The organism is Gryllotalpicola daejeonensis (assembly GCF_039538145.1).
Classification (GTDB): Bacteria; Actinomycetota; Actinomycetes; order Actinomycetales; family Microbacteriaceae; genus Gryllotalpicola; species Gryllotalpicola daejeonensis.
This window is the reverse complement of sequence record NZ_BAABBV010000002.1, coordinates 245,667-267,970: the sequence shown is the minus strand read 5'-3', so window position 1 is coordinate 267,970 and position 22,304 is coordinate 245,667. Positions and strand designations below refer to the sequence as shown.

Sequence of the window (22,304 nt, the reverse complement as noted above, 5' to 3'; positions counted from 1 at the left end):
AGTACTTCCTCTCGAGGTGTCATCGATCGGCGACCACGTCAAGTGCGCAATCGACATCGATTCTCAGCGTAGGCGTCTGGAACGAGTCCGAATAACGACCCACCCGGCTGATAGCTTGCCATGCCGCGGGGTCGATGCGGCGCTTCGGCACACCGATGAGCTCGAGGGTGATGGCGAGGCGCTGGTTCTGGCCCGCCGCGCCGCTCGAGCGCCGCACCGTCACGGTGAGAGACTGCGCGACCCGCTCGCCGTCGCCCGCGAACATCCAGATGGCGGTCAGCAGGCCGTCGCGCTGGTCGGGCGCGAGCCCGGCGGCGAGGCCGTCGGGGTCGTCGATCGTCGAGATCGAGCCGAGCACGCTCGACTCGGTGAGCGCGTGATAGAGCCAGGTCTCGCTCTTGCCCGCCACGAGATTCATGCGCAGCTGCGTGGCGATCGTGGATGCCTCCTCCGCGATCTCGTCGGGCAGAGGCAGCGGCGTGCGGCCGCTCGCGACGTCGTCGAGCAGCTTCTCTGCCTGTGCGTCGAGACGCACCAGCTGCTCGGAGGCCGACAGCCCGAGGCTGATGCCCGCCCCGCTCGTGGTGCCCTTCGCCTGCGACAGGTCGGACTGGAACTCGACCATGTTGCGGAACGAGTTCACGATCGCCACGGCCACGATCGGCGGCGTCACGGCGATCGCGACCGAGACGATGCCCGGGGCGAACTCGCCCGCAGAGGACGGGTGCGTCGTGAACATGATGTCGACGATGAGCAGGATGCCGAGCGCGGTGGCCGCCAGGTTGAGCGCGCGCGCCCGCTCGGTGGTCGCGAACATCGCGAGGCCCGCCCCGGTGGCCATCGCGGCCGTGGGGAACGGACCCCACCCGTTCTCGCCCACTTTGTCGAGCACTCCGAAGACGTCGAGCACGAGCACCACCGCGAACGCGATGCGGGCATAGGTGAACCAGTTCTTCGGCAGCTGCAGCCGCCGCGCGGTGCCCAGCTGGGTGAGCGTCACGACGACGATCAGGATGACCCAGGCCGAGATGGTGAGCGGCAGCACCGCGACGAAGGTGATGTCCGCGATGAAGAACAGGAAGCACAGGCCCAGCACGATGTTCGCGGCGAGGTTCAGCCCGTACGACAGGCGGTCGACGCTGGGCACCGACTCGACGACGGGCTTCGGCCGCGGGGCGACGTGGCTCATTTCGGAACCTCCAGGACGACGGTCGTTCCGCTGCCGGGGGCGGAGAACAGGCGGGCGTCGCCGCCGACGTCGCGCAGCCGCGCCACGATCGACTCACTGAAGCCCAGACGCCCCGGCGCGATCTGGTCGATCGAGAAGCCCACACCGTCGTCGGTCACCATGGCGCGCACGCTCTGGTCGTCGTCGGTGATCGTCACGTGCGCCTCGCCCACGCCGGAGTGACGGCGCACGTTCTCGAGGCTCTCGGAGAGCGCGAGCAGGAAGGCGTCGAGCGTGTCGCTCGGCAGCAGCACCTGGCCCTTGCCGTGCCAGGTGACCTCGAGTCCCATGCGGCGGAACCGCTGCTTGACAGACTCGAGCGTGTTGCCGAGCGTCGATTCCTCGACGGGGCGCAGTTTGTACTCGCCGCTGGCAGCGGGGTTCGGGGTGAAGCCCATGCGCAGCTGGCGCAGCAGCGCAGCATCCTCACCGGCCTGCTCGCGCAGCGACGCCTCGCCGACGCCCACGCCCGAGTGCGCGAGCAGCGTGAGCGTCGCGAGCACCGTGTCGTGCAGCAGACGCGCGCCCTGGCGGCGACGCGCCTCGGTCTCGCTCGCCACGCGCTCTGCGCGGTAGGCGTCGCTCATGTTCGCGATGCGGCGCATCGCCTGAGGCACGATGCGGCCGAGCCAGAGGGCGAGCACCGTGCACAGCACCCAGCCGGCAACGCCGAGCGTGATGGAGTGGAACTTGTACTCGGTCTTGATGTCGGGAATGATCAGGCCGGCCAGCGAGATGGCGGCGGTCACGACATAGAGCAGCATGCGGGGGCCCGTCGTGCCGAGCATGATGGCGACGCCCGCGATCGAGCCGCCGGCGATCAGCCCGACGCCGTAGGCCAGGGCGACGGACGTGCTCGTCCCGTGGCTCGCGACCTCGGTGCCGGCGACGATCAGCGCCGCGACGGCAAAGGCGTCGATGCCGATGATCCACCAGATGCCGCTCGAGACCCGCAAGTAGAGGAAGCCGAGCAGGGCGAAGAACAGCAGCGCGACGACGGCGATCTCGCGGCCGGTGCTGGCGAACGCGTGGGGCAGCAGGAAGCAGACGATCGCCGTGAGCGTCAGCGCAGAGCCGTAGACGCGCGCGGCGGCGGCGAGCAGGCGGTCGCGCTCTTTGGAGATGCGATTCATAGGGGCTGGATGTTCATAGAAGCCGGGACCCGTCGTCAGCGTTCACGTCTGGCTACTCAGCCAGCAGCCGGGTCAGCTGCTCGCCGATGAGCTCGTCTTCGATGAGGAACCCGTCATGACCGTACTCCGACCGTATGACAACGGCGTGTCCTGCGTCGATGTTGCCCCGGATTCCCGCCGCGATCACGCGCTGCCCCTCGACGGGGAAGAGCCGATCGGTGTCGATGCCGACCACGAGCGTGCGGGCGGTGACCCGCTCGAGCGCCGCCGCGATGCCGCCCCGGCCGCGACCCACGTCGTGCGAGTTCATCGCGCCGACGACGGTGATGTAGCTGTTCGCGTCGAAGCGCCGCGTGAAGCGGTTGCCGTGGAAGTCGAGGTATGACTCGACGGCGAAGCGCCCGCCTGCGCCGAGCGGGCTGATGTCGCTCTGCCAGCTGCGGGCGAAGCGCGCGTTGAGCTCGTCGGGGCTGCGGTAGTTCAGCAGCGCCATGCGGCGGGCAAGCGCGAGCCCCCGGTGGGGCCCCTCGCCGTCGCCGGCGTCGTAGTAGTCGCCCCCGTGGAACAGGGGGTCGGTGCGGATCGCCTCGAGCTGAACCGAGTTGAGCGCGACCTGGTCGGCCGTCGTCAGCGGGGGAGCGGCGATCACCGCGAGCCGCTCGACGCGCTCCGGGTAGCTCACGGCCCACTCGAGCGCGTTCATTCCGCCCATCGAGCCGCCGATGACGGCCGCCCAGCGCTCGATGCCGAGCTTGTCGGCGAGCACCGCCTGCGCCGCGACCTGGTCGCGGATCGTCGTGAACGGGAAGCGCGCGCCCCAGGACTCGCCGTCGGGGGCGGCGGAGGCCGGCCCGGTGGTGCCCTGGCATCCGCCCAGCATGTTCGGCACGACCACGAACCAGCGGTCGGTGTCGATCGCCTTCCCCGGCCCGATGATGCCCTGCCACCAGCCCGAGGTCGGGTGGCCGTTCCCCGCCTCGCCGACCGCGTGACTGTCGCCGGTGAGAGCGTGCTCGACGAGCACCGCATTCGAGGCATCCGCGTTCAGCTCGCCCCACGTCTCATACGCGATGCGCACGAACGGCAGCGACTGCCCGCTCTCGAAGGAAAAGGCGCCGATCCCCATGAACCGCCGATTCCCGGGCGGGTCGCTCTCGCGCCAGGCGCCCGTGGCGGGCGGCTTGCCGAGGAGCGACCGGATCTGCGCGTCGGTGATGAAACTCGACGGCACCGTGTCTTCAGCGGTCTGCCACTCCATAGAGCGATTCTGTCAAAACGCTGAGCCCGGTCGTCACAAACGCGGCTCGCGTTGCCGCGATGGGCGCCTTTGTGACGACCGGGGATGCCTCGCGCTAGGCGTTCCGCGCCGCGAGGGTGACCTCGCGCGCGGCCTTGAGACCGAGCTCGAGGTCGGCCTTGAGGTCGTCGATGTTCTCGATGCCGACGGAGAGGCGCACCAGGCCGGGCGTCACGCCGCTGTTGAGCTGCGCCTCGGGCGACAGCTGCGAGTGCGTGGTCGAGGCCGGGTGGATCACGAGCGAGCGCACGTCGCCGATGTTCGCCAGGTGGCTGAACAGGTTGAGGCTGTCGACGAATGCCTTGCCGGCGTCGACGCCGCCCTTGAGCTCGAACGACAGCACGGCGCCCGCGCCCTTCGGCGTGTACTTGTTCGCCTGCGCGTACCAGGGGCTCGTCGGCAGGCCGGCGTAGTTGACCGAGGCCACGTCGGGGTGACGCTCGAGGAACTCCGCGATCTCCTGCGCGTTCTGCACGTGGCGCTCGACGCGCAGCGACAGCGTCTCGAGGCCCTGAATGAGCAGCCACGCGGAGATCGGCGCGATCGCCGAGCCGAGGTCGCGCAGCAGCTGCACGCGCGCCTTGATGATGTAGGCGAGAGAGTCGCCGACCGCCTGGGTGTACTGCACGCCGTGGTACGACTCGTCGGGCAGGTTGAGGCCAGGGAAGGTGTCGGCGTGCTCTGACCACGCGAAGCGGCCGCCGTCGACGATGACGCCGCCGATCGTGGTGCCGTGGCCGCCTAGGAACTTGGTGGCCGAGTGGATCACGATGTCGGCGCCGTGCTCGATCGGGCGCAGCAGGAAGGGCGTCGCGATCGTGTTGTCGACGATCAGCGGAACGCCGTTCGCATGGGCGATGCCGGCGACCGTCTCGATGTCGAGCACGTTCACCTTCGGGTTGCCGATCGTCTCGGCGAAGAACAGCTTCGTGTTCGGGCGCACCGCACGGCGCCACTCGTCGGGGTCGTCCTGGTCGACGACGAAGGTCGTCTCGATGCCGAGCTTCGCGAGCGTGTACTTGAACAGGTTGTAGGTACCGCCGTAGATCGAGCTCGACGAGACGATGTGGTCGCCGGCCTGCGCGATGTTCAGCACCGCGAAGGTCTCAGCGGCCTGGCCGCTCGCGACCAGCAGCGCCCCGGTGCCGCCCTCGAGCGCCGCGATGCGCTCTTCGACGACCGCCTGCGTGGGGTTCTGGATCCGGGTGTAGATGTTGCCGAACTCGGCCAGCGCGAACAGGTTCTTCGCGTGGTCGGAGTCGTTGAAGACATACGACGTCGTCTGATAGATCGGCGTCGCACGTGCGTTCGTCGTCGGGTCGGGCGCAGCACCGGAGTGGATCTGCTTGGTCTCGAACTTCCACGTGGTGGGGTCGGCGGTCATCGGTGCTCCTGACGAGTTGGGTCGCGGTGTCGAAGCGAGGCTAGGAGTGAGGCATCCGTGATTTCAATGCGCCCGACATACGCCGTCATGCCGCGCGCAATATCACGTCATGAAGGCGCGCGCGCCTCTGTTACGCGCGCGGCGTCGAGGGCGAGCGAATGCCTACGCCGGCGCGCGCCGCTGATGGAAGAGCCACTTCGCCCGCGGCTCGACGAGCGGGTGCAGCGCCCTCCTGACGAAGCGCTGCGAGAGCAGCACCGCGACCCCGATCGACAGCAGCACCATGCCCGCGAGCACCGGCACGGTCGAGTGGTCCTCGAGCCAGCCCGACTCGCGCAGCGGGTACAGGAAGAAGGGGTGCAGCAGGTAGATGTACATCGTCGCCGAGCCCCATGCGGTGAAGAAGGTCTCGCGACGTGGCACGAGCACGAGCACCGCGGCCGTCATGACGAGCGCCAGCACGATCACGAGCAGGCGCACGAAGCCGGCCCACCATTGGTCGTAGCCGAAGCTCGAGTACTCCTCGTCGAAGAGGAGGAAGCGGCGCACGAGCAGATCGCGCCACGCGTCGATGCCGAAGTACATCGTGACGCCGGCCGTGACGAGGATCGCGGCCGCGACGGCGCGCACGGGCCACACGATCGTGGCACGGGCGGCGATCCACCACCTTGCGTACTGGCTGCGGCGGCGCAGCTCCCAGCCGAGCACGAAGAACGGCAGCAGCGCGGCGACGCGGGCGAGCGACAGGGTGTCGTCGGCACTTCCCGCGTAGCCCGAGATGAACGAGATCAGCACGCTGATCAGGAACGGGAACTTCAACATTGCGAGATATGGCAGCACCATGCGCCAGATCGCGAGGGCGATCAGGAACCACAGCGTCCACTTCGCGCTGGTGTAGTCGAGCTTGAACGGATGCCCCGGCTCGACGGCCCACTGGATGACGATCCAGATCGACTGGAAGATCAGGTAGGGCAGCACGACGTCGGTCAGCAGGCGCTTCAGCTGGCGGGCGCTCGGCGGGTCGGCTTTGGCGAAATAGCCGCTGACCAGCACCAGAACGGGCACCTGGAAGGTGTAGACGAAGAGGTAGAAGGCGTACGCGACGTCGCTCTTGCCGATGAGCTTCAGCGTCGCGTGGCCCATGATGACGAGCGTCACCGCGATCCAGCGCGCGTTGTCCCAGAAGGGAACGCGCTTCGTCTTCTGTGCCGTCTGCTTCGCCGTGTCCGGTGCCGTCATCGCCATCAACGGTACGGTGCCCACTTTCGAGCCTCCACAATTGAGCCATGAGCGAGGTAAAGCGCGTAGTCGTCACGGGTGCCAGTTCGGGAATCGGGGAGGCGACGGCGCGGCTGTTCGCCTCGCGCGGTTGGAAGGTCGTCGGCGTCGCCCGCCGCGAGGACCGGCTGGCGGCGCTGGCGGGCTCTGCGGGCATCGACACCTTCGTCGCCGACGTGACGAGCGAGGCGGATGTCGCAGCCCTCGCCTCCTACCTGGCCGAGAGCGGCCCCGTGCACGCGCTCGTGAACAACGCCGGCGGCGCGCGCGGCTCCGACGCGGTGGACGCGCTCTCGATCGACGACCTGCAGTGGATGCTCGAGGTGAACGTCGTGGGCGTCGCGCGCGTGACGCAGGCGCTGCTGCCGCTGCTGCGCCGGGCCGCCGCGGGGGCGGCGGGGTCGGCCGACATCGTGACGGTCTCGTCGACCGCCGGACTGCAGGCCTATGGGGGCGGCGGAGGCTACAACGCCGCGAAGTTCGCCGTTCACGGGCTGGTGGGGGCGCTGCGTCTCGACCTCAAGGGCGAGCCGATCCGCGTCATCGAGGTGGCGCCGGGCATGGTGCAGACCGAGGAGTTCTCGCTGAATCGCTTCGGCGGCGATGCCGATCGGGCTTCCGCGATCTACGAGGGGGTCGATCACCCGCTCACGGCCGACGACGTGGCATCCGTCATCGTGAACGCGCTCGAGCAGCCCTGGTACGTGAACCAGGACCTCATCGTGCTGCGCCCCATCGCGCAGGCCGCGCAGTTCGCGGTGCACCGCGGCAAGCTCGCCCCGAAGGCGTAGCCGCGTCCGTTCGGCGCCGCGATGTGCCCGAACGGCGCACCTGTGCCCGCTGTACCGGGCACGAATGCGCCGTTCGGGCGCAGCCGCGCGTCAGATGACGGGGGAAGCCGCGGGCGACTCGACCGGGGCGTCGACGAGCGCCGCCTTCGGCACGAAGAACAGCAGGGCGACCGCGGCGAAGGCGCCCAGCGCGCAGATGAGCCACACCGCGATGTAGCCCGTGAGGCTCGCGGCGGTCGAGGTGACGGTCTCCGACGCGCCCGTCAGCAGCACGACTCCGAAGATCGCCGACGCGATCGAGCCGCCGATCGTCTTCGTGGTGTTGGTCATGCCGGTGGCGACCCCGGTCTGGCCGCGCGGGGCGGCGGCCGCGGCGGCGGCGGGCAGCGCGCCGACGAGGGCGCCTGATCCGAGCCCCGCGATCAGCATGTTCACGAGCACCTGCAGCGTCTGCGCGTGGAACGGCAGGAACAGCAGATAGCCGACTCCCACCAGCGCGGCGGCGATGATGAGCGCCCACCGCGGGCTCGTCCAGTTCGAGACGAGCGGGAACAGCAGCGCGCCGACGATCATCGAGATCAGGTACACGCCGATCAGCAGCGAGCGACCGGATGCCGCGAGCCCCAGTCCGTAGCCGTTGGCGGGGTCTGTGCCCGCGAAGGTCGACAGCGGCGCCTGCGCCCCGAGCAGGCTGATGCCGATGAGCCCCGCCGTCGTGATGACGGGCCACATCGCCGGCTTGCGCATGACGCGCAGATCGATCGCGGGGTCGTCCTTGCGCAGCTCGATCAACCCGAACGGCAGGAAGGCGAGCACCCCGAGCGCGATCAGCAGCCACACCCAGACGCTTCCAGGCCCCTGGGCGCGCATGAGCGTCAGGCCACCGGTGACGAGCAGCAGCGCGACGGCGAGCACGGCGAAACCGGTGGAGTCGAGGCGGCGGCCGGGCAGCGGCTCGGACTCCGGCACCCCGAACAGGATCGCGAAGAAGACGAGCGTGACGCAGACCGCCGGCAGCGCGAGCGTGGCCGGCAGCGAGCCGGTGGCGGTGAACAGGATGCCTGACAGCAGAGCGCCCGCGATGGCACCCGTCTCGAGCGCGACGACGAGAAGACCGGCCGCCCTGCGGGTGCGTGACACGCCGGCATCCGATCGCCTGCCGCGCTCGAAGATCAACGCGACTTCAAGCGGAAGCCAGACGACATAGAAGCACTGCAGCGCGAACGCGATCAGGTACGTCGTGAAGCTGCCCGCGAACGCCAGCCACCACGTCGCGCCGGCGGTGAGGGCGGTCGCGACGAGCAGCACCCGCTTGTGCCCGTACATGTCGCCGAGCTTCGCGAGGATCGGCACGACGATCGCCGACGCGAGCAGTTGGGCGGCGTCGAACCAGTTGTAGTCCGCGTCGTGGATGCCGAGATGCGTCACGATGTCGCTGATCAGCGGCACGTAGTAGCCCTGCAGGATGCCGCTCGTCAGTTCGACGCAGAAGAGCCGGCCGATGAGTGAGGCCGAGACCCCGAGGGAGGTGCGCCCCGAAGGCACCGTCGTCGTCATGGACGGATGTTACTGACAACCGGCCCCCGCGACGCGTCAGGCCGTGCACCCCGTTGCGGGTGCACGGCCTGGTGGCGTCGTGCGAGGAGACTCAGCCGGTCAGCGCTTGCCCGCCAGCTGACGGCTCACGATGTCGCGCATGATCTCGTTCGTGCCGCCGTAGATGCGGTGCACGCGGGCGTCGGCGAAGGCACGGGTGATCGGGTACTCGTTCATGTAGCCGTAGCCGCCGTGCAGCTGCAGGCAGGTGTCGAGCACTTCCCACTCGCGCTCGCTCGCCCAGAACTTCACCTTGGCCGCCTCTTCCGCCGTGAGCTTGCCCTCCTTGTAGGCGAGCAGAGCGCGGTCGATATAGGCCCACATGACGTCGACGGTGACCGCGACGTCGGCGAGCTTGAACCGCGTGTTCTGGAAGTCGATGATGCGCTGGCCGAACGCCTCGCGGGCCTTCGTGTGCTCGAGCGTCCAGCCGAGGGCGGCCTGTGCGGCGGAGGCGCCGGCGACGCCGATCGAGAGGCGCTCGAGCGGCAGGTTCGTCATGAGCTGGATGAACCCGCGGCCCTCTTCGCCGCCGAGCAGGTTCTCGTCTGGCACGAAGACATCGGTGAACGACAGCTCTGCCGTGTCGTGGCCGTGCGAGCCGAGCTTGTTGAGCTTCTTGCCGTGCTCGAAGCCCTCCATGCCGTTCTCGATCAGCACGATGCTGAAGGCGTCTGGGCGGTTGCCCTCGCCGGTCTTCACGAAGGTGACGACGAGATCGGCGGTCTTGCCGCTCGAGATGAAGGTCTTCGCGCCGTTGACGACGTAGCCGCCCTCGACCTTCTTCGCCGTGGTCGAGATGCCGCGCAGGTCGGAACCGGCGCCCGGCTCGGTCATCGCGAGCGCGCCGATGACCTCGGCGGTCGCCATCTTCGGCAGCCACTTGGCCTTCTGCTCGTCGGTGCCCATGTGCACGAGATACGGCACGGCCAGGTCGTCCTGGATGCCGAACGCACCGGCGAGCGAGCCGGCACCGGCGGCGATGACCTCTTCGCTGACGACGGTGCGGAAGCGGTAGTCCTGCAGCATGCCGGCGCCGCCGAACTCCTCGGGCACCGACAGACCGATGAGGCCGGACTCTGCGGCCGCTTTCATCGTCGCGCGGTCGATCTCGCCCTCGGCGTCCCAGCGCTGGATCGACTCGTTGGTGACGTATTTCTTGACGAACGACTTCACCAGGTCGCGGAATGCCTCATGGTCTTCGTCGTAGATGTCACGCTCCATCGCGCGAACCTCCCTGTTGTCAGCTGGTCAATAGCCGCGATCTTAGTGAGAGCGGATGCTTCGCCCGCGGTTCCCTGTAGGAACGGCTGGCCCGGCCTCCGCCCGGCCGCGCCGGAATTGTGGGAACACACCACGGGTGCTCGATAGCGTGGTCGGGTGAGCTTCGACGACGCGCCCATCGACCCGATCTCCGCCGACCGTCTCGAGCAGGCCGGCCTCGAGCTTCGGCTGGTCGACCGTGCAGACACCGCCGCTTTCGAGGCGTGGCTGCAGGCCGACAGCCGCGGCTTCCACGGCCCTGCCGACGAGCCGGAGCGGCTCGCCGAGGTGCGCGAGCATGCGCCGAGCCGCCGGGTGACCGGCGTCTACGACGCGCAGGGACTGATCGACGAACCCGTCGGCACGACGCAGAGCTGGGTCGCCCCGCTCACGCTTCCCGGCGGGGCTGCGGTCCCGCTCTGGTCGATCGCGTCGGTGACGGTCGCTCCGACCCACCGCCGCCGCGGCATCGCGCGGGCGCTGCTCGAGAGCGAGCTGCGCACCGCCGCGGCAGAGGGCGTGCCGATCGCGGGACTCACCGCCAGCGAGACGGTGCTGTACGGGCGCTATGGATTCGGCGTCGCGACGATCGGCGAGAACACCGAGATCGAGACCAAGCGGGTGCGATGGACCGGGCCGGATGCCCCGGGCCGCACGCGCTTCGTCGACCCCGCCGCGCTTCTGCCCGACGCCCTCGCGATCATCGATCGCGCGCGGGCCGTGCAGCCGGGCGGCATCAGGTACGACGACTTCATGGTCGGCCTCGCGACCGGGCTGTACGGGCGCGACCGCGCGCAGGTTCGCACGGTGCGCTATGACGACGCCGAGGGGGTGCCGCAGGGCTTCGCGAGCTACACGCTGACGGGCAATCCGGCCGACTTCACGAAGCACCTCGTCACCGTGCGATGGCTGGTCGGCGCGACCGACGAGGCGACGGCGGCGCTGTGGCGCTTCCTGCTCGAGCTCGACCTGGTCGCCACGGTGCGCGCGATCGAGCGACCCGTCGACGAGCCCGTCAATTGGCAGCTCGGCGATCTGCGCGCAGCGAAGCGCACCCCGAAGGATCGACTCTGGCTGCGCATCCTCGACCTGCCCGCCGTGCTCGAGGCGCGGCGCTACGCGGCTCCCGCGACGATCGCGCTCGAGGTCGACGACCCGCTCGAGTTCGCGGCGGGGCGCTTCCTGCTCGAGGCAGGCTCAGACGGCATCGGGCGGGTGAAGCCTCTCGCGGGGGAGGTGCCGCAGGGCGCGGCATCCCTCGCTCTGCCCATCAGCGAGCTCTCGGCGACGGTTCTCGGCGGCATCGCGCCGACGACGCTCGCCCGCGCGGGCCGTATCACTGAGCGCACGCCGGGCGCCGCGTTGACGCTCGAGCGCACGTTCGCGGCCGAGCGCACGCCGTGGCTCATGCTGGAGTTCTGATGGTGCCGGGAAAGTCGCTCGCCGAGCTCGCCGCAGACGGGGCGATGGACCCGGGCTGGGCGCGCGCGCTCGAACCGGTGGCGCCGCAGATCGCGCGCATGGGCGACTGGCTGCGCGCAGAGACGGCGGCGGGCCGGGGCTACCTGCCGGCAGGCGCGAACGTGCTGCGCGCGTTCTCGTACCCGCTCGCCGAGGTGCGCGTGCTGATCGTCGGGCAGGACCCGTACCCGACGCCCGGCCACCCGATCGGCCTGTCGTTCGCCGTCGAGCGGCACGTGCGGCCGGTGCCGCGCTCGCTGCAGAACATCTACCGCGAGCTACGTGAGGACATGGGCGTTCCGACGCCCGAGCACGGCGACCTCACCGCGTGGAGCGAGCACGGCGTCATGCTGCTCAACAGGGTGCTGACCGTGCGGCCGGGCGCGCCGGCGTCGCACCGCGGCAAGGGCTGGGAGGCCGTGACCGAGCACGCGATCCGCGCCCTCGTCGCGCGCGGTGGGCCGTTGGTCGCCATTTTGTGGGGCAGGGATGCCGGCACGCTGCGGCCCCTGCTCGGTGAGACCCCCGTCGTCGCGAGTGCGCACCCGTCGCCGCTGTCGGCCTCAAGCGGCTTCTTCGGCTCGCGCCCGTTCAGCAGAGCAAACGAGTTGCTCGTTGCTCAGGGCGCAGAGCCCGTGGACTGGTCGCTCGATCGTTGAGGAGCGCGCGGAGCCTGCGCAGCGCGCGTCTCGAAACGCTCGCGAGTCCGTAGGCTGAACGGGTGTTGGAAGAGGAGTACCAGACTCGGCGCGTGCTGCCGCGCCACCTGCGCAAGCCGGTGCCTGAAGAGGCGCCGTTCTCCTACAGCATCCGCGACGCCGTGCCAGAGGACCTGCCCAGCGTGCGCGAGATCTACAACTACTACGTCACCAACTCGACGGTGACCTTCGACGACAAGCCGATGACGCTGCGGGCGTGGCGCACGAAGTACGACCACATCCGCAAGGCGGGCATGCCGTTCCTCGTGGCCGAGAGCCCGAGCGGGCAGATCCTCGGGTACACCCTCGTCTCGCCGTGGTCGGCGAAGGCCGGCTACCGCTACACGGTCGAGAACTCGATCTACCTGGGGCCGGCCGCGACGGGGAAGGGCCTCGGCACTCCGCTGCTGAAGGCCCTCATCGAGGCGGCACGGGCGGCAGGCATCCGCGAGATCATCGCCGTGATCGCGGACCAGGGTGCCGACGCGTCCGTCGCGATGCACCAGAAGCTCGGCTTCAAGGAGGTCGGGCGCATGGGCCGGGTCGGCTTCAAGTTCGACCGCTGGCTCGGCACGATCACCATGCAGCTCTCGCTGCGCGGGAAGAAGTAGCCCGCGCTCGGTTGCGCCACCAGGATCCGCTGTGCGCTACTCGGATCCGAGGCGCGCATCGCGGAAGGCAGTGGCGCAACCGGTGCGGCACTCGGTCAGGCGCGGGGGACGGCGCGGCGCAGTGCGAGGAATCCGACGACCGCGCACGCCGCCGTGAGTGGGATCGACCAGGCGACCACACCCACTGTGCTGTGCGTCGCGAACCACTCGCCGACCGCGCCCCATGAGTCCGTGAATCCGATGAGCGCGGCGACTCCGAGCAGCCCGAACACGAAGATCGCGCCGACGACATACAGCCCGTACACGCGCCACCGCACGAACACCGCTCCGAAGATCGACCCGAGGAACATCACGCCGATCAGCCCGAAGTAGAAGGTGAACAGCCGCTCGCCGAGCGGCCCGGTGCCGAAATAGATCGTCTGGAAGACGTGGCCGCCGACGCCCCATCCGTTCGTCCACTGCTCGAGGTAGCTGAGCAAGACGAACCCGACCGTGAACTGCGCCGCGTGAACCAGCATCCACAGCGCGGTGCCGAGGAAGTAGTCGCGTCGCGTCGACGAGAGCCCGAGCGCGTAGCAGAAGGTCAGGCTCATGAGTTGGATGGCGACGATCGCCTGGTGGACGAACAGGTAGAAGATCGAGCCGGTGTACTGCGTCTGCATGTCGGCCGACGCCCCTGCCGTATAGCGCACGAGGTACCAGATGGTCATGTTGATGAGCAGGATGCCGATCAGGATCGCCCATGGCCAGACCACGGCGACGAGCCAGTTCGCGTAATGCAGGCGCACGATGCGCCACACGCGTGCGAGGGGCGTGAACGGGCGGGCGGATGCCTGCACCGGCGCGGTGAAAGCGGTCATGGTTGCGTGCACTTCTCTCTGAGGTGGTCAGCTCTTGGGGGTGGCCCGGCGCAGCGCCAGGTGCCCGATGACGGCGAAGACGGCAGCCGGCAGCAGCAGCCAGGCGGCGAAGCCCGACGGCCCGACTGAGACGAACCAGCGGCCGACGGCGGCCCACGAGTTCGTGAAGGTGATGAGCACGGCCGCGCCCAGCGCGAGCACCATCACGGTGCAGCTGAGCACCATGAGCCCGTTGGCCCGCCACCTGACGAAGGCCGCGCCGAACACCGAGCCGATGCACTGGAAGAGCAGGATGCCGGCGAAGAAGGTGAGCAGGCGCTGGCCGACCTCGCCTCTGCCATAGATGAAGGTCTGGAAGATCTGCGCGCCGAGTCCCCAGCCGTGGGTCCACTGCTCGAGATACGACAGCACCGTGAACAGCACGGAGAAGAACGCGGACTGGATCACGAAGACGAGCCAGGTGCCCAACGAGAAGTCGCGCCGCGTCGACGACATGCCGAGTGCGAACGGGAAGGTGAGGTTCATCGCCTGCACGGCGAAGACGACCTGGTAGGGCAGGAAGTAGACGAGGCTCGTCGAGTACTGCTCCCCGTGCTTGGCGGACGGGCCGACCTCGTGCACGACGATCGCCTGCACGATCAGGTAGACCGCGAAGATGGCTGCGGCGGCGCCGAGCGGCGCGATGATCGTGCTGACGCGATTCGCGTAGTGCAGGCGCACGATGCGCCAGATGCGCGCGAAGGCGCTGGGGGTGCGCGACCCGCCGACGCGGGTGCCGAGTTCGGTGATGCTGACGGCGGTCACCGTGAGGCTCCTTCCGTGGCGCGCGCAGAGCGACCGCGGCGCGCGGCGCTGCCCTGTGCATGGTCCGCGGAGTCGGCATCCGACCCCGAAAGCGCGCCGCCCGTGCGGCGCACGATCAGCTGCTGCAGCGAGACGGGCGTGAGCTGCAGGCCCGAGTTCAGTGCGTCGGCGCGCACGACCTCGTCGACGCCGTCGACGAGCAGAGAGGCGGCGCCACCGAGTTCATCCCGCTTCAGCACCTCGAGCCGGTGGCGGGCGACGAACGCGTCGACGTCGGCCTTGGAGCCGGCGATGCTGGCGGCACGGCCACGCAGTTCGTCGGCTGGAGCGTCGAGGACGATGCGGCCCTGATCGATCACGATCACGTGCTCGAGCAGGTTCGCCACTTCGTCGATGAGGTGCGTCGAGAGCACGATCGTGCGCGGGAATTCGGCGTAGTCGGCGAGCAGGCGGTCGTAGAAGATCTGGCGCGCGACCGCGTCGAGGCCGAGGTACGGCTCGTCGAAGAAGGTGAGCGGGGCGCGGGATGCGAGGCCCACGATGACCCCGACCGCGCTCAGCTGCCCCCTGCTGAGCTTCTTGATGCGGCGGCCCGTCGGCAGGCGGAAGTCCTCGACGAGCTGATCGGCGAAGTCCGCGTCCCAGTTCTCGAAGAACCAGGGGGCGGTGCGGAAGACGTGCTTCGGCTTGAAGTCGTCGGGGTAGCGCTGGCTTTCTTTGATGAACGAGATGTGCTGCAGCACGGCGGCGTTCTCTGCGGGGGTCTGGCCGAAGACGCGGGCTTCGCCCGCCGTCGGGAAGTCCTGCCCCGTGAGCACGTGCATGAGGGTGGTCTTGCCGGCGCCGTTGCGGCCCAGCAGACCGGTGATGGAGTCTGTCGGGATGGTGAGCGACACGCTGTCGAGCGCCGTCATGGCGCCGAAGCGCTTGGTCAGGTCGCGGACCTCGATCGCGGGAGTGAGGCTGGTCATGGTCGTGTCCTAGCTGGCTGCGGGGGTGACGGGCTTCTGCTCAGGTGCCTCTCGCGAGGCATCCGTGATCAGGCCCTTCAAGGTCGTTGGGTCGATGCCGAGCTTTTCGGCCTCGGTGAGCAGGGGGCGCACGTAGTCGTCGACGAACTGCGTGCGCCGCTTGGTGATGAGCGCGTTGCGCGCGCCGGTGGCGACGAACATGCCGATGCCCCTCTTCTTGTAGAGGACCCCCTCGTCGACCAGCAGGTTGACGCCCTTGCCGGCCGTCGCGGGGTTGATGCGGTGAAAGGCGGCGAACTCGTTCGTCGACGGGACCTGGGATTCCTCGGCCAGTGTTCCGGCGATGATGTCGTTCTCGATCTGCTCTGCGATCTGCAGGAAGATCGGCTTGCCCTCATCGATCATGCGGATGCCCTCGTTGGTTGGTTCATTACTCGACTAATGAACCACCGAAGCGTGCGGGTGTCAAGAGAGATCTGCGTCGAGGGCGCCGGCCGCGGCCGTCTGCAGTCGGTCGGCCAGGCGGCGCAGCTCGGTGCGCAGCTCGTCGGGGCTCTCGACGGCGAAATCGCGGTTCAGCCCGGCGAATAAGGCGGCGACCCAGTCGAGTTGCTCGGCGCGCAGGCGGACGCGGGTCCAGCTCGCGTCGCGGTTGTCGGCGAGATCGTGGGCGGGTTCGCCGTCGTGGGCACCGTCGCGCGGCCCCGCCGCCGTCTGCGTCGGCGGGACTTTGGTCGCCGGGGCTTCGGTCGCCGGGACCTCGATCGTCGCGTCTTCGATCGTCGCGAGTCCCGGCCTCAGCGCTGTCCGCAGTTCGTCGGCGGTGCCGCGCACGAGCACCGAGACCTCGTGCGCCCACGGAGTGGTCGCGAGGCTGTGCAGCACGGTGGCCATCGGGTCGAAGCCTTCGGGCGGCTCGAACCCGCCAGGAAGCAGGGACGGGTCAGATATCCGATCGACGCGAAAGGTGCGCACCTGGCCGCTGCGGGAATCGTGGCCGGTCGCGTACCAGTGGCCGGCGTGCGCGACGAGTCCGTAGGGGAGCAGCGTGCGGTCGCTCGCGCCGCCGTCGCGCGAGACGTAGCGGAACCACAGCGGGCGCCGCTCGCGAGCCGCAGTCGCGAGTTGCAGCAGCGTGCGCGTCTCGACGCCGACGCCGGGCGAAGAGGGCGCGGTGGACACGTCGGATGCTGTGAACGCAGCACCCTCGAGCACAGCCTCGAGACGGCGGGCGCTGTGCGTCGGCAACGAGGCGCGCACCTTCGCACCGGCGGATTCGGCCGCGCTCGCCGCGGTGACCAGGCCGCTGCGCCGGGCCGCGACGAGGCCGAGCATGACGGCAAGTGCCTCGTCGTCGGTGAGCATCAGGGGAGGCATCCGCTCGCCCGGCGCCAGCCGGTAGCCGCCATAGCGTCCCCGCGCGCTCTGCACCGGAATCTCGAGCTCGACCAGGTGCTCGACGTAGCGACGCACCGTGCGCTCGTCGACCGCGAGCTCGGCGGCGAGCTGCGCCGCCGTGTGAGTTCCGCCGCGCTGCAGCAGCTCGAGCAGGGCGAGCACGCGCGCGGTCGGGCGGGTCATGCGCGCATCTTTTCATAACCGGGCGGATGCTGCCCGCTATTGCTCCTAGCGTCGGGCACGAGGCGCTTCAACGAGGGCGCCGACAGGAAAGGAATCCGTCATGAAATTCGTCTCCACCCGCGTTGTCACGGCCGACGTTGCGCGCCTGGCCGACTTCTACGAGCTCGTCACCGGGGTCGCCGCGATACGCCCCGCCCCGGTCTTCGCCGAGCTGATCACCGCGACTGCGACCTTCGCGATCGGCGACGTCAGCATGGTGCCCGTCTTCGCGCCGGGAGCGGCTGAGGCGGCGGCGAACCGCTCGGCCATTTTCGAGTTCCTGGTCGACGACGTCGACGCGGAGTATCAGCGGCTCTCGGCGGCCGGCGTCGAGATCGTCACAGAGCCCGCGGTGATGCCGTGGGGCAATCGTGTGTTCTTCCTGCGTGATCCGGACGGCAACCTCGTGGGTCTCTTCAAGCCAGAGACGGCAGAGGCGGTGGAGCGCTTCCGCGATCGGCCGTACGCCGCGAGCTGATCGCGCGCAGCTGGTCGAGCAGCTCGGCGCCGCGGGTGCCGGGAGCCGCCGAATAGAGCACGATGCGCAGGTCGTGCCCGTCGATGGTGAGCACGTCGCAGTCGAGGGTGATCGGGCCGAGCCGAGGGTGCACGACGGTCTTGCGGGCGGTCGAGCTCTGTACCGCGTCGTAGTGGGTCCAGAGCTCGGCGAAGTGCGCATTCTCTTGGCGGAGAGCCGCGATGAGCTCGGCGACGCCGCGGTCGTCGGGGTAGCGCTCGGCGGCGCGGCGCAGGTCGGCGACCATCTCGCGCTCGAAAGTGTCATTCTCGTCAGGCTCACGATCGACCCGCGAGCTTGCGGGGTCGGCGAAATGGCGCCAGATCAGGTTGCGCGCGCGGTTGTCGAGATCGCCGGGGTTCCCGAGCAGTTCCTCCCACAGTGGGTTCCATTGCACGGTGTCCCACGCGGCGCTGAAGACGGCGAGTGGTGTGTCCGACATGCGGTCGATCATGAGCTGCACGCCGCGGGGCACAACGCGTGGCACCGACCCGGCGGGCGGCGGCACGAGGCCGGCGAGTCGAAACAGCAGTTCGCGCTCGTTCGGCTCGAGCTTCAGGGCGCGAGAGAAGGCACCGAGCACTTGCGCCGACGGCGCGGTGGCGCGGCCCTGCTCGAGCCTCACGAGGTAGTCGACCGAGATCCCGACGAGCAGCGCGAGCTCTTCACGGCGCAGTCCGGGAACGCGGCGGTCGCCGCCCGACGGCAGCCCGGCCTGCGCCGGCGTGACGCGCTCGCGCCATGAGCGCAGCGCGGCCGCGAGCTCGGACTTGGCCGGTGAGCCCGAGGTGCGCTGGCGCTCGGCTCCACTCGCGTGCGGCATGACGGCATCCTGGCATCCCCGGCGATCGCCCGGGTAGTACCGGCAGTCCTACCGATCAGGCGTGCCTGTGGTGCCGCGCGCGGCGCGCCGAGCATCGAGATATGACCATCACACTCATCACCGGGGGAAACAAGGGCCTCGGCTACGAAACCGCCCGTCGACTGCTCGAGGCCGGCAGGACGTCTGGATCGGGGCGCGTGACCCAGAGCGCGGGCAGGCGGCGGCCGCGGCGCTCGGTGCGCGCTTCGTGCAGCTCGACGTGACAGATGACGCGTCAGTCGGTGCGGCGGTCTCGGTTGTCGGTGAGCGGGTCGGCCGCCTCGACATCCTCATCAACAACGCGGGAATCGGCGGCCGCGCCGCTGCGGAGGAGGTGACGGCCGACGACCTACGGCGCCTCTACGAGACGAACGTGTTCGGCGTGGTGCGCGTGACACACGCGTTCCTGCCGCTGCTGAAGGCGGCCGAGGCGCCGTCGGTGATCAACGTGTCAAGCGGCATGGGGTCTTTCGCCGCGATGACCGAGACCGAGTGGGCGCGCTTCGGCAGCGTGGCCTATTGCTCGTCGAAGAGCGCGGTGACGATGGTGACCATTCAGTACGCGAATGGCCTGCCAGGCATCCGCTTCAATGCCGTGGACCCTGGCTACACGGCGACCGATCTCAACGGACGGACGGGTACGCAGACGGTTCAGGAGGGCACGGATGCCGTCGTGCGGCTTGCGCTGCTCGGGGGCGCGGCGCCGACCGGGACCTTCACCGATCGGAACGGGACGGTGCCGTGGTGACGAGGAGCGGGCGAGGCGCTGCGCGTCTTTGAGCGAGCCAGAGGCCGAGGCCGGCGACAGCGAGGCCGATGATCGTCAGTGGGCCGATCGGGGTGCCGAACACCGGCCACGACGCGATCGCAGTCACAGCCGGCACGACGAGCAGCAGGGTGCTCGCACCGGTGGCACCGCGGCGGCGGATGAGGGCGAAGAGCATGAGCGGCGCGATCACGCTTCCGCCGATGGCGAGCCAGAGGTAGCTGCTGAGTGCCTGGGCGGTGAGGGGGATCGCGAGGCTGCCGTTCCAGGGCGCCCAGGCGGCCATGACGATCGTGGCGGCCGCGACTTCGACCGTGCCCTGTGCGGTCGGGCCGCTCGTCGGCCGCAGGCGGGCTTGCAGCATGGTGCCGGATGCCAGGCCGACAAGCCCGAGCAGCGTCCAGAGCAGCGCGGTGCTGCTCGGCGGTCGGCCGACCCGATCGGAGAGGGTGATGACCACGCCGATGACGCCGAGGATGATGCCGAGCCAGCGGGCGGGCGACAGTCGCTCCCAGCGGAGAGCGGCATTGGCGGCGGCGATCAGCAGCGGCGACGAGCAGGCGATCAGGGCGACGGTGCCGGCAGGCATGCCCTCGGCGAGGGCGGTGTAGAGGCCGCCGAACTGCAGGGCGAACATGAGGATGCCGATACCGGCGAGGCCCCACAGCTCGCGGCCGCTCGGCCATGCTTCGCGGCGGATGGCGGCGATCGCAGCAAGTGCCGCGAGCGCGAGCACGAAGCGCCAGAGCATCACGGTGAGGGGCGGCATCACGTCCGTCGCGAGCTTGCCCACCACGTAGCCGCTCGCCCAGACCAGGATGAACGTGATGCCGAGCGCGTCGACGCGTAATGCTTTCACGTGTTACAGAGTGGCACGGGCTTCGTAATGCGTCAAAGCGTTACGCTGATGCCATGACGACGTTCCGCAGCGGCAACGGCGCCGCCTGGCTCGACCTGCTCTCGACGCGCGAGGGGCGCTATCGGACTGCCGATCGGCATCGCGACCGCATTTCGAGCGCCGCCGCCCTTGGCGAGTGGCTCGCGGCGAATGGTCTCGCGCCTGCTCGCGCCGTCGGGGCTGCGGATGTGGAGCGCTTCGCGCAGGTGCGCGAGGCGCTGCATCGGGTCGCGGTGGCTGTGGTGGGCGGTGCGGGTGCTCGTGCTGGCGTCGCGGCGGTTGGCGCTGGGGACGTGCGGGTCATCGGGGATGCGCTGGCGGCTGACTCGGGGCTGCGCGTCGCGCGAGGCGCCGACGGTCTGCTGGTGCGCCGGCCTGCGACTGCGCAAGAGGCACTTGCGCGGCTGACTCGGGCCGCCGTCGAGGACCTGACCGGGCCGCGCCGCGCGCAGCTGCGCGCGTGCGGGGATGACACCTGTGCCGGAATCTTCTTCGACCCGACCGGGCGCCGGCGGTGGTGCACCGATCAGTCGTGCGGGAATCGGCTGCGGGTGCGGGCGCACCGGGCGCGGGTGACTGACGGCGAGGGTGTCGGTGGCTCGGTTTAGCGTGATTCTGCGGGCGGATGCGTGTGCCGGGCGGGCTTGTGGAGAAGTCGGCGTGCTCGGGCGCATGTGAATAAGTATTCGTAACTGCGTCTTCCAATTCGAAGTTGTGTTCGGTAGACTCGGAGCATGTCGAAGGTCGGGTCTGCCGCGTGCGGGGCGCTTGCGCGCCTGGCGGGCGTGCTGCCTGTTGACCCGTCGGCTTTGACGGATGGGCAGTTGGTGCGGCTGGCGGAGGATCTTGCCGCGGTGCACCGTCACCTGGATGCGGTGGAGCTCGCGGTGGCCGGGGAGGTGCAGCACCGCTCGGACCCCGAGTCGCCGGACTCCCTGGCGAGGCGTCTGGGGTTCAAGACCGCCGCCGGGGCGATCCAGGGGTTGACGAAGAGCTCGGGCAAGGAAGCCGCGAAGCTCGTCGCGCAGGTGACCGAGCTCAAGAAGCTGCCCGCGGTCGAGCAGGCGGTTCTAGACGGGCGGATCGGCCGGGAGGCGGCCGCGGCGATCAGCTCGGAGCTGCAGAAGGCCGCCGGGAAGGATCTCGGCCGTGCGGATGCCGCTGAACTCTCGCTGGTGGAGGTGGAGCTCGTGGAGCTCGCGACCACGGCCGGGGCGGATGAGGTGAAAGCTAAGGCGGCGGAGAAGGCCGCGCTGTTGGACGTTCGGGTCGTCGAAGACCAGGCGGCGAAGGCGATGGCGGAGCGGTTCTTCTGGATCAGCCCCACGGTGGATGGGGTGGCGAAGGTGTCCGGCCTGCTGCCAGCCGGGCACGCCGCCGTCATCCGGGGAGTGCTGGACGCGTTCGGGAACCCGAAAGGGAAGAAGACGGTCACCTTCCAGCCGTCCGACGAGCTGACGCCGGGTGATGGGCGGGCACCTGCTGATGGGCGCACCCGCGGGCAGGTGAACGCCGATCTGCTGCGGGACGTGTTCGCCTCCCAGGCGCGCTCGGCCGAGGTGCCGGACATGGACGGGGACCACCCCACCGTGTGGATCTCCACCACCGCCAAAGAACTGCACTCGGGTGAGGGGCTGGCGTTCTACGCCGGCACCCCCGAACCCGTCCCCGTCGCTGAGGCCGAGCAGGCCGCGTGCACGGGCGGGATCCAGACGGTGATCTTCGGCGACGACGGCGAAGTCCTGCGGCTCGGGCGCAGCGTGCGCGGATTCACCCGCCGCCAAAGGCGCGCGATCGCCCTGCGGGACGGCGGCACCTGTCTGATCCCGGGGTGCACGGTCCCGGCGCAGTGGTGCGAGGTCCACCACGTCATCAGCTACAAGAACGGCGGCAACACCGACCTCGACAACGGGGTGCTCCTGTGCTGGTTCCATCACCACGAAATCGACACCGGCCCCTGGCAGGTCCGGATCATCAACGGCACTCCCGAGGTGCGTTACGCCCACGGCGGGCGGGTCATCGACTGGACAACCGCCGGAAACGGACAAGCCGCCAGGCTCAAACAGCACGCCGGAGCACCACCCGCAGCACCACCCGGAGCGCCACCAGGGATACCGCCCGCAGCGGCGGCACCACCCGGAACGCCACCGGGAGCGCCACCGGGAGCGCCAGGAGCACTAGGAGCACCATCTGGAGAGCCACCCGGTCGATAGGCCGATGCCTCGGCGGCTTTCAGCGCCTCGATTGCGGAGACGGTGCGTGGCAA

Annotated in this window: 23 protein-coding genes; 9 read left to right on the top strand and 14 right to left on the bottom strand. The window is 69.5% G+C overall.

Annotation, left to right across the window (positions count from 1 at the left end):
• Window positions 1–19: 19 nt before the first annotated feature.
• From ABD736_RS14225 to ABD736_RS14205, 5 genes are all read right to left on the bottom strand, one after another.
• Window positions 20–1,189: a hypothetical protein gene (locus ABD736_RS14225; protein WP_344792527.1), complete on the bottom strand. Its 1,170-nt coding sequence runs from the start codon at window positions 1,187–1,189 to the stop codon at window positions 20–22.
• Window positions 1,186–2,361, bottom strand: coding sequence for a sensor histidine kinase (locus tag ABD736_RS14220; RefSeq protein WP_344792526.1), 1,176 nt, complete (start codon window positions 2,359–2,361; stop codon window positions 1,186–1,188). The genes ABD736_RS14225 and ABD736_RS14220 overlap by 4 nt, the downstream gene beginning before the upstream one ends.
• A gap of 52 nt (window positions 2,362–2,413) precedes the next feature.
• Entirely contained in the window at window positions 2,414–3,619 is a 1,206-nt protein-coding gene (gene metX, locus ABD736_RS14215; RefSeq protein ID WP_344792525.1) for a homoserine O-acetyltransferase MetX, read from the bottom strand.
• A 94-nt stretch (window positions 3,620–3,713) separates the two neighbouring features.
• Window positions 3,714–5,042, bottom strand: coding sequence for a bifunctional o-acetylhomoserine/o-acetylserine sulfhydrylase (locus ABD736_RS14210; protein WP_344792524.1), 1,329 nt, complete (start codon window positions 5,040–5,042; stop codon window positions 3,714–3,716).
• A 162-nt stretch (window positions 5,043–5,204) separates the two neighbouring features.
• Window positions 5,205–6,281, bottom strand: coding sequence for an acyltransferase family protein (locus tag ABD736_RS14205; protein ID WP_344792523.1), 1,077 nt, complete (start codon window positions 6,279–6,281; stop codon window positions 5,205–5,207).
• A gap of 47 nt (window positions 6,282–6,328) precedes the next feature.
• Here ABD736_RS14205 and ABD736_RS14200 point away from each other — a divergent pair, with 47 nt between their 5' ends.
• On the top strand, window positions 6,329–7,111 hold the full coding sequence (locus ABD736_RS14200; protein WP_344792522.1) for an SDR family oxidoreductase: 783 nt from the start codon (window positions 6,329–6,331) through the stop codon (window positions 7,109–7,111).
• 90 nt (window positions 7,112–7,201) lie between these two features.
• Here ABD736_RS14200 and ABD736_RS14195 read toward each other — a convergent pair whose 3' ends face one another.
• The gene (locus tag ABD736_RS14195) at window positions 7,202–8,668 is read right to left on the bottom strand and encodes an MFS transporter (RefSeq protein ID WP_344792521.1); all 1,467 of its coding nucleotides are present in this window, start codon (window positions 8,666–8,668) and stop codon (window positions 7,202–7,204) included.
• 99 nt (window positions 8,669–8,767) lie between these two features.
• Window positions 8,768–9,931 carry an acyl-CoA dehydrogenase family protein gene (locus ABD736_RS14190; RefSeq protein WP_344792520.1) on the bottom strand — a complete coding sequence of 388 codons (1,164 nt, stop codon included), beginning with the start codon at window positions 9,929–9,931 and terminating at the stop codon, window positions 8,768–8,770.
• 156 nt (window positions 9,932–10,087) lie between these two features.
• Here ABD736_RS14190 and ABD736_RS14185 point away from each other — a divergent pair, with 156 nt between their 5' ends.
• The 3 genes from ABD736_RS14185 to ABD736_RS14175 all read left to right on the top strand — a co-directional run bounded on the left by ABD736_RS14185 (window position 10,088) and on the right by ABD736_RS14175 (window position 12,740).
• Window positions 10,088–11,392: a GNAT family N-acetyltransferase gene (locus ABD736_RS14185; protein WP_344792519.1), complete on the top strand. Its 1,305-nt coding sequence runs from the start codon at window positions 10,088–10,090 to the stop codon at window positions 11,390–11,392.
• On the top strand, window positions 11,392–12,090 hold the full coding sequence (locus ABD736_RS14180; RefSeq protein ID WP_344792518.1) for a uracil-DNA glycosylase: 699 nt from the start codon (window positions 11,392–11,394) through the stop codon (window positions 12,088–12,090). The genes ABD736_RS14185 and ABD736_RS14180 overlap by 1 nt, the downstream gene beginning before the upstream one ends.
• 62 nt (window positions 12,091–12,152) lie before the next feature.
• Entirely contained in the window at window positions 12,153–12,740 is a 588-nt protein-coding gene (locus tag ABD736_RS14175; protein WP_344792517.1) for a GNAT family N-acetyltransferase, read from the top strand.
• Window positions 12,741–12,835: 95 nt separating this feature from the next.
• Here ABD736_RS14175 and ABD736_RS14170 read toward each other — a convergent pair whose 3' ends face one another.
• Genes ABD736_RS14170 through ABD736_RS14150 form a run of 5 tightly spaced genes read right to left on the bottom strand, consistent with a single transcriptional unit; the run spans window position 12,836 to window position 16,956 of the window.
• A complete protein-coding gene (locus tag ABD736_RS14170) occupies window positions 12,836–13,600 on the bottom strand; it encodes a hypothetical protein (RefSeq protein WP_344792516.1) in 765 nt (254 codons plus the stop codon).
• A gap of 27 nt (window positions 13,601–13,627) precedes the next feature.
• Window positions 13,628–14,404, bottom strand: a complete 777-nt coding sequence (locus ABD736_RS14165; RefSeq protein ID WP_344792515.1) for a hypothetical protein — start codon at window positions 14,402–14,404, stop codon at window positions 13,628–13,630.
• Window positions 14,401–15,375, bottom strand: a complete 975-nt coding sequence (locus ABD736_RS14160; protein WP_344792514.1) for an ABC transporter ATP-binding protein — start codon at window positions 15,373–15,375, stop codon at window positions 14,401–14,403. The genes ABD736_RS14165 and ABD736_RS14160 overlap by 4 nt, the downstream gene beginning before the upstream one ends.
• 9 nt (window positions 15,376–15,384) lie before the next feature.
• Window positions 15,385–15,780 (bottom strand): GntR family transcriptional regulator, encoded by a 396-nt coding sequence (locus ABD736_RS14155; protein WP_344792513.1) that lies wholly within the window; start codon window positions 15,778–15,780, stop codon window positions 15,385–15,387.
• A 60-nt stretch (window positions 15,781–15,840) separates the two neighbouring features.
• Window positions 15,841–16,956 carry a helix-turn-helix transcriptional regulator gene (locus ABD736_RS14150; RefSeq protein ID WP_344792512.1) on the bottom strand — a complete coding sequence of 372 codons (1,116 nt, stop codon included), beginning with the start codon at window positions 16,954–16,956 and terminating at the stop codon, window positions 15,841–15,843.
• Between the two features lie 100 nt (window positions 16,957–17,056).
• On the opposite strand from ABD736_RS14150, the gene ABD736_RS14145 reads away from it, so the two are divergent.
• On the top strand, window positions 17,057–17,473 hold the full coding sequence (locus tag ABD736_RS14145) for a VOC family protein (RefSeq protein WP_344792511.1): 417 nt from the start codon (window positions 17,057–17,059) through the stop codon (window positions 17,471–17,473).
• Here ABD736_RS14145 and ABD736_RS14140 read toward each other — a convergent pair.
• A complete protein-coding gene (locus ABD736_RS14140; protein WP_344792510.1) occupies window positions 17,412–18,335 on the bottom strand; it encodes a helix-turn-helix transcriptional regulator in 924 nt (307 codons plus the stop codon). The two genes, ABD736_RS14145 and ABD736_RS14140, sit on opposite strands and share 62 nt — an antisense overlap.
• A gap of 101 nt (window positions 18,336–18,436) precedes the next feature.
• Between ABD736_RS14140 and ABD736_RS14135 the strand changes: the two genes are divergently transcribed.
• Together ABD736_RS14135 and ABD736_RS14130 are read left to right on the top strand one after the other, a co-directional pair.
• The gene (locus ABD736_RS14135) at window positions 18,437–18,598 is read left to right on the top strand and encodes a hypothetical protein (RefSeq protein WP_344792970.1); all 162 of its coding nucleotides are present in this window, start codon (window positions 18,437–18,439) and stop codon (window positions 18,596–18,598) included.
• Window positions 18,523–19,122, top strand: coding sequence for an SDR family NAD(P)-dependent oxidoreductase (locus tag ABD736_RS14130; protein ID WP_344792952.1), 600 nt, complete (start codon window positions 18,523–18,525; stop codon window positions 19,120–19,122). Before ABD736_RS14135 ends, ABD736_RS14130 begins: the two co-directional genes overlap by 76 nt.
• Here the strand turns inward: ABD736_RS14130 and ABD736_RS14125 are convergent.
• The gene (locus tag ABD736_RS14125) at window positions 19,091–19,999 is read right to left on the bottom strand and encodes a DMT family transporter (protein ID WP_344792509.1); all 909 of its coding nucleotides are present in this window, start codon (window positions 19,997–19,999) and stop codon (window positions 19,091–19,093) included. The two genes, ABD736_RS14130 and ABD736_RS14125, sit on opposite strands and share 32 nt — an antisense overlap.
• 53 nt (window positions 20,000–20,052) lie before the next feature.
• Between ABD736_RS14125 and ABD736_RS14120 the strand changes: the two genes are divergently transcribed.
• Window positions 20,053–20,646 carry a CGNR zinc finger domain-containing protein gene (locus ABD736_RS14120; protein WP_344792508.1) on the top strand — a complete coding sequence of 198 codons (594 nt, stop codon included), beginning with the start codon at window positions 20,053–20,055 and terminating at the stop codon, window positions 20,644–20,646.
• 126 nt (window positions 20,647–20,772) lie between these two features.
• The gene (locus ABD736_RS14115) at window positions 20,773–22,251 is read left to right on the top strand and encodes an HNH endonuclease signature motif containing protein (RefSeq protein WP_344792507.1); all 1,479 of its coding nucleotides are present in this window, start codon (window positions 20,773–20,775) and stop codon (window positions 22,249–22,251) included.
• Window positions 22,252–22,304 lie beyond the last annotated feature (53 nt).